At 47.1% G+C, this 5,368-nt stretch carries 2 tRNA genes and 3 rRNA genes; all 5 read left to right on the plus strand.

The features are described from left to right. Positions 1-355: 355 nt before the first annotated feature. A 16S ribosomal RNA gene (locus ACXAFS_RS15230) occupies positions 356-1,881 on the plus strand. A gap of 93 nt (positions 1,882-1,974) precedes the next feature. Continuing rightward, a tRNA-Ile gene (locus ACXAFS_RS15235) sits at positions 1,975-2,048 on the plus strand. A gap of 77 nt (positions 2,049-2,125) precedes the next feature. Next, positions 2,126-2,199, plus strand: a tRNA-Ala gene (locus tag ACXAFS_RS15240). A 125-nt stretch (positions 2,200-2,324) separates the two neighbouring features. Further along, a 23S ribosomal RNA gene (locus tag ACXAFS_RS15245) occupies positions 2,325-5,136 on the plus strand. An 81-nt stretch (positions 5,137-5,217) separates the two neighbouring features. Beyond that, positions 5,218-5,325: ribosomal RNA gene (gene rrf / locus ACXAFS_RS15250) — 5S ribosomal RNA — on the plus strand. Together the 16S, 23S and 5S rRNA genes with 2 tRNA genes alongside form the textbook arrangement of a ribosomal RNA operon. Positions 5,326-5,368: the final 43 nt, after the last annotated feature.

A 5,368-nucleotide genomic window follows, 5' to 3' on the forward strand; every position in this document is an offset into this window, starting at 1 on the left:
AATAAAAGGTTAAAAAGTATTTGGTTGTAAGTAAAAGGGTTTTATATTTGCAGCCCCTAAACGGACACAATGCGACGAGTTTGGGTATGTTCATTCTCATAAAACGGCATCATAAAAAATAAATTTAATTTTTTTTCAAAAGATGTTGTGGGAATAAAAAAAGGGTTTTATATTTGCACCCGCTAAAACGCTAAAGGGTGATTTTGGCAGAAAAAAGAAGTTCATTAACATATTGAATTGACAGCGTAAATTTCAACCGGAAACGGTTGAAAATAACAAGAGAATAGATCATTTAGAGTACTGAGAGAATTCCTATTGGTTGTTAAGAGAATAAGTCTTAGGACTTAAAAATTTAACGATGAAGAGTTTGATCCTGGCTCAGGATGAACGCTAGCGGCAGGCCTAACACATGCAAGTCGAACGGTAACAGGAAAAAGCTTGCTTTTTTGCTGACGAGTGGCGCACGGGTGCGTAACGCGTATACAATCTGCCTTTTACTGGGGGATAGCCTTTGGAAACGAAGAATAATACCCCATAGTATCTAAATTTCGCATGTTATTTAGATTAAAGCTTCGGCGGTAAGAGATGAGTATGCGTTCTATTAGCTAGATGGTGTGGTAACGGCACACCATGGCAACGATAGATAGGGGCCCTGAGAGGGGGATCCCCCACACTGGTACTGAGACACGGACCAGACTCCTACGGGAGGCAGCAGTGAGGAATATTGGACAATGGGCGAAAGCCTGATCCAGCCATGCCGCGTGCAGGAAGACTGCCCTATGGGTTGTAAACTGCTTTTATACGGGAAGAAACCCACCTACGTGTAGGTGGCTGACGGTACCGTAAGAATAAGCATCGGCTAACTCCGTGCCAGCAGCCGCGGTAATACGGAGGATGCAAGCGTTATCCGGAATCATTGGGTTTAAAGGGTCCGTAGGTGGATTAGTAAGTCAGAGGTGAAAGCCTGCAGCTCAACTGTAGAACTGCCTTTGATACTGCTAGTCTTGAATTATTGTGAAGTGGTTAGAATATGTAGTGTAGCGGTGAAATGCATAGATATTACATAGAATACCGATTGCGAAGGCAGATCACTAACAATATATTGACACTGATGGACGAAAGCGTGGGGAGCGAACGGGATTAGATACCCCGGTAGTCCACGCCGTAAACGATGGTCACTAGCTGTTCGGATTTCGGTCTGAGTGGCTAAGCGAAAGTGATAAGTGACCCACCTGGGGAGTACGTTCGCAAGAATGAAACTCAAAGGAATTGACGGGGGCCCGCACAAGCGGTGGAGCATGTGGTTTAATTCGATGATACGCGAGGAACCTTACCAGGGCTTAAATGTAGATTGCATTAGGCAGAGATGCTTATTTCTTCGGACTATCTACAAGGTGCTGCATGGTTGTCGTCAGCTCGTGCCGTGAGGTGTCAGGTTAAGTCCTATAACGAGCGCAACCCCTGTTGTTAGTTGCCAGCATGTAAAGATGGGAACTCTAGCAAGACTGCCGGTGCAAACCGTGAGGAAGGTGGGGATGACGTCAAATCATCACGGCCCTTACGTCCTGGGCTACACACGTGCTACAATGGTATAGACAATGAGCAGCCACTTCGCGAGAAGGAGCGAATCTACAAACTATATCTCAGTTCGGATCGGAGTCTGCAACTCGACTCCGTGAAGCTGGAATCGCTAGTAATCGGATATCAGCCATGATCCGGTGAATACGTTCCCGGGCCTTGTACACACCGCCCGTCAAGCCATGGAAGCTGGGAGTGCCTGAAGTCCGTCACCGCAAGGAGCGGCCTAGGGTAAAATCGGTAACTAGGGCTAAGTCGTAACAAGGTAGCCGTACCGGAAGGTGCGGCTGGAACACCTCCTTTCTAGAGAAAGACGACTGATAGGAAGCTATCAAAAAAAGGAAATAAGTGGTTTTATTCTCTTGCTGTTAATTTAAGATATCAATAATTAAGTAGAGTCTCATAGCTCAGCTGGTTAGAGCGCTACACTGATAATGTAGAGGTCGGCAGTTCGAGTCTGCCTGAGACTACTAATTAAAGGAAATTCTAGAAGTTGAGAGGGTAGTTTGGTAAACTACTAACTACTATGTACTAACTACTAGTATATGGGGAATTAGCTCAGCTGGCTAGAGCGCCTGCCTTGCACGCAGGAGGTCACCGGTTCGACTCCGGTATTCTCCACAAGGCCGAAAGGTCAGAAAGTTCATTGACATATTGAAAAAAGATACATGATAATTAGATAGAAATATTTAATAAAACGAAATAATTGTAACGAGCAATTATAACTCATTAAAAAGACAAAAGTACAATAAGCTAAATAAGAGCGTATGGGGAATGCCTAGGCTCTCAGAGGCGATGAAGGACGTGATAAGCTGCGAAAAGCTGCGGGGATTGGCACATACAAATCGATCCGCAGATATCCGAATGGGGCAACCCAGCATGTTGAAGACATGTTATCCGAAAGGAGGCGAACCCGGAGAACTGAAACATCTAAGTACCCGGAGGAGAAGAAAACAAAAGTGATTCCGCTAGTAGTGGCGAGCGAACGCGGATTAGCCCAAACCAATATTGTTACGGCAATGTTGGGGTTGTAGGACTGCGATATTCGAGCTATAATGAACTAGAACTGTTTGGAAAGACAGGCCAGAGACGGTGATAGCCCGGTATAGGTAAAGATTAGTAAGATAGCAGTATCCTGAGTAGTGCGGGGCACGTGTAACCCTGTATGAATTTGTCGGGACCATCCGATAAGGCTAAATACTCCTGAGAGACCGATAGTGAACTAGTACCGTGAGGGAAAGGTGAAAAGAACCCTGAATAAGGGAGTGAAATAGAACCTGAAACCATACGCTTACAAGCGGTCGGAGCGGATTTATCCGTGACGGCGTGCCTTTTGCATAATGAGCCTACGAGTTACCGTTGCTAGCAAGGTTAAGCACTTCAGGTGCGGATCCGTAGCGAAAGCGAGTCTGAATAGGGCGCTTAGTTAGTAGTGGTAGACGCGAAACCGTGTGATCTACCCATGGGCAGGGTGAAGCTGTGGTAACACATAGTGGAGGCCCGAACCGGTTGACGTTGAAAAGTCTTCGGATGACCTGTGGGTAGGGGTGAAAGGCCAATCAAACTCGGAAATAGCTCGTACTCCCCGAAATGCATTTAGGTGCAGCGTTGATTTAGTTTTATAGAGGTAGAGCTACTGATTGGATGCGGGGGCTTCACCGCCTACCAATTCCTGACAAACTCCGAATGCTATAAAATGATGATCAGCAGTGAGGGCATGGGTGCTAAGGTCCATGTCCGAGAGGGAAAGAACCCAGACCATCAGCTAAGGTCCCCAAATGTATGTTAAGTTGAATAAACGAGGTTGAACTGCTTAGACAGCTAGGATGTTGGCTTGGAAGCAGCCATTCATTTAAAGAGTGCGTAACAGCTCACTAGTCGAGCGGTTCGGCATGGATAATAATCGGGCATAAACATACTACCGAAGCTATGGACTTGTAAAAGTGGTAGGGGAGCATTGTAGTGTCGTCGAAGGTGTACTGCGAGGTATGCTGGAGAAGCTACAAAAGAAAATGTAGGCATAAGTAACGATAATGCGGGCGAGAAACCCGCACACCGAAAGACTAAGGTTTCCTCAGCTATGCTAATCAGCTGAGGGTTAGTCGGGACCTAACGCGAACCCGAAAGGGGTAGTGGATGGACAACGGGTTAATATTCCCGTACCTGCTCACACTAAAAGTGACGGATCTCCGTGGTTACTGCGTACTGACGGAATAGTACGTTGAAGCGCAAGCGATAGTACACTGAGGCTACGGCCAAGGTGATAATGTAGCGAAGGAGGTTCCAAGAAAAGCGAGTGAAGCAGCCCGTACCGTAAACCGACACAGGTAGTTGGGATGAGAATTCTAAGGTGCTCGAGAGATTCATGGCTAAGGAACTAGGCAAAATAGACGCGTAACTTCGGGAGAAGCGTCGCCCATCTCCGGATGGGCCGCAGTGAAAAGGTCCAGGCGACTGTTTATCAAAAACACAGGGCTCTGCTAAATCGAAAGATGATGTATAGGGCCTGACACCTGCCCGGTGCTGGAAGGTTAAGTGGAGGGTTTAGAAGTTTACTTCGAAGATCTCAAATGAAGCCCCAGTAAACGGCGGCCGTAACTATAACGGTCCTAAGGTAGCGAAATTCCTTGTCGGGTAAGTTCCGACCTGCACGAATGGTGTAACGATCTGGACACTGTCTCAGCCATGAGCTCGGTGAAATTGTAGTATCGGTGAAGATGCCGATTACCCGCAGTGGGACGAAAAGACCCCGTGAACCTTTACTATAGCTTAGTATTGGCTTTGGATAAGTAATGTGTAGGATAGGTGGGAGACTTTGAAGTGGCGTCGCCAGGCGTTGTGGAGTCATTGTTGAAATACCACCCTTTGCTTATCTAGAGTCTAACTTCTTGCGAAGGACAGTGCTTGGTGGGTAGTTTGACTGGGGTGGTCGCCTCCAAAAGAGTAACGGAGGCTTCTAAAGGTTCCCTCAGCACGCTTGGTAACCGTGCGTAGAGTGCAATGGCATAAGGGGGCTTGACTGAGAGACATACAGGTCGATCAGGTACGAAAGTAGAGCATAGTGATCCGGTGGTTCCGCATGGAAGGGCCATCGCTCAAAGGATAAAAGGTACTCCGGGGATAACAGGCTGATCTCCCCCAAGAGCTCACATCGACGGGGGGGTTTGGCACCTCGATGTCGGCTCGTCACATCCTGGGGCTGGAGAAGGTCCCAAGGGTTGGGCTGTTCGCCCATTAAAGTGGCACGCGAGCTGGGTTCAGAACGTCGTGAGACAGTTCGGTCTCTATCTACTGTGGGCGTTAGAAATTTGAGTGGATCTGACTCTAGTACGAGAGGACCGAGTTGGACGAACCTCTAGTGTACCTGTTGTTCCGCCAGGGGCATTGCAGGGTAGCTACGTTCGGAAGGGATAAGCGCTGAAAGCATATAAGCGCGAAACCCACCACAAGATGAGATTTCTTTAAAGGGTCGTGGAAGATGACCACGTTGATAGGCTACAGGTGTAAAGGCAGTAATGTCATAGCCGAGTAGTACTAATAACCCATAGGCTTATTGTACGCCGCTCTTTTTATAGGTACAATGATCATGTGACTTTTTTCGATATGTTATTATATACGGTCTAAACGACCGAAACAGTTTAAGGTGGTTATAGCGACGGGGCTCACCTCTTACCTTTCCGAACAGAGAAGTTAAGCCCGTTTGCGCCGATGGTACTGCACTTGTGGAAGAGTAGGTCGCCGCCTTTTTTGAAGACCCTTACTAAAACTAGTAAGGGTCTTTTGTTTTTTA

It is taken from the genome of Winogradskyella sp. ABM4_392, from assembly GCF_056160445.1.